Origin of the sequence: Arthrobacter sp. SAFR-023 (genome assembly GCF_051965295.1) — a bacterium.
Taxonomy (GTDB): domain Bacteria; phylum Actinomycetota; class Actinomycetes; order Actinomycetales; family Micrococcaceae; genus Arthrobacter.
The window spans coordinates 1-847 of record NZ_JBQCMF010000059.1 but is presented as its reverse complement, the minus strand read 5'-3'; the positions used below and the strand labels follow the sequence as shown (position 1 = coordinate 847).

The 847-nt window shown below is 63.9% G+C and carries 1 protein-coding gene; it reads left to right on the top strand.

What is annotated here, in order from left to right; all coding sequences use genetic code 11:
* Nucleotides 1-35: 35 nt before the first annotated feature.
* A partial coding sequence (locus tag ACTHQX_RS21730; protein ID WP_440159310.1) for a glucose-6-phosphate dehydrogenase occupies nucleotides 36-847 on the top strand: 812 nt, incomplete at its 3' end.

The following is an 847-nucleotide window of genomic DNA, read 5'->3' as shown; positions in this document are numbered from 1 at the left end:
CGTCCGCCACTGAGAGCTAAGGCCCTGAATTAACCATGCCAGATACTTTGAACGGCAGAAGGTCAGCGGGCCGGTCCGGGAATCCTTTGCGGGATCCGCGGGACCGGCGGTTGAACCGGATTGCCGGGCCGTCCTCGCTTGTGCTCTTCGGAGTGACCGGGGACCTTGCCCGTAAGAAGCTCATGCCTGCCGTGTATGACCTTGCCAACCGTGGTTTGTTGCCGCCGAGTTTCGCTTTGGTGGGTTTCGGCCGGCGGGACTGGGACAACGAGGATTTCGCCGCGGAGGTGAAGGACGCGGTGAAGGCGTATGCCCGGACGCCTTTTGATGAGGCGGTCTGGAACCAGCTCTCGGAGGGCATCCGGTTCGTGCAGGGCGCGTTCGATGACGATGCGGCGTTTGAGCGGCTGGGCGAGACGATCAAGGAACTCGACGAGGTCCGGGGCACCCGCGGCAACCACGCGTTTTACCTCTCGATCCCGCCGAAGGCCTTTGAGCAGGTCTGCCGGCAGCTGTCCAGGCATGGTTTGGCGCAGGCCGAGGGCGGGAAGTGGCGCCGGGTGGTGATCGAGAAGCCGTTCGGGCATGACCTGGACTCGGCCCGGGCGCTGAACGACATTGTGGAGTCGGTGTTCCCGGCCGACGCGGTGTTCCGGATCGATCATTACCTGGGCAAGGAGACGGTGCAGAACATCCTGGCGCTGCGTTTCGCGAACCAGCTGTTCGAGCCGTTGTGGAACGCGAACTACGTGGACCATGTGCAGATCACGATGGCCGAGGACATCGGTACCGGCGGCCGGGCCGGGTATTACGACGGTGTGGGTGCGGCCCGTGACGTGATCCAGAA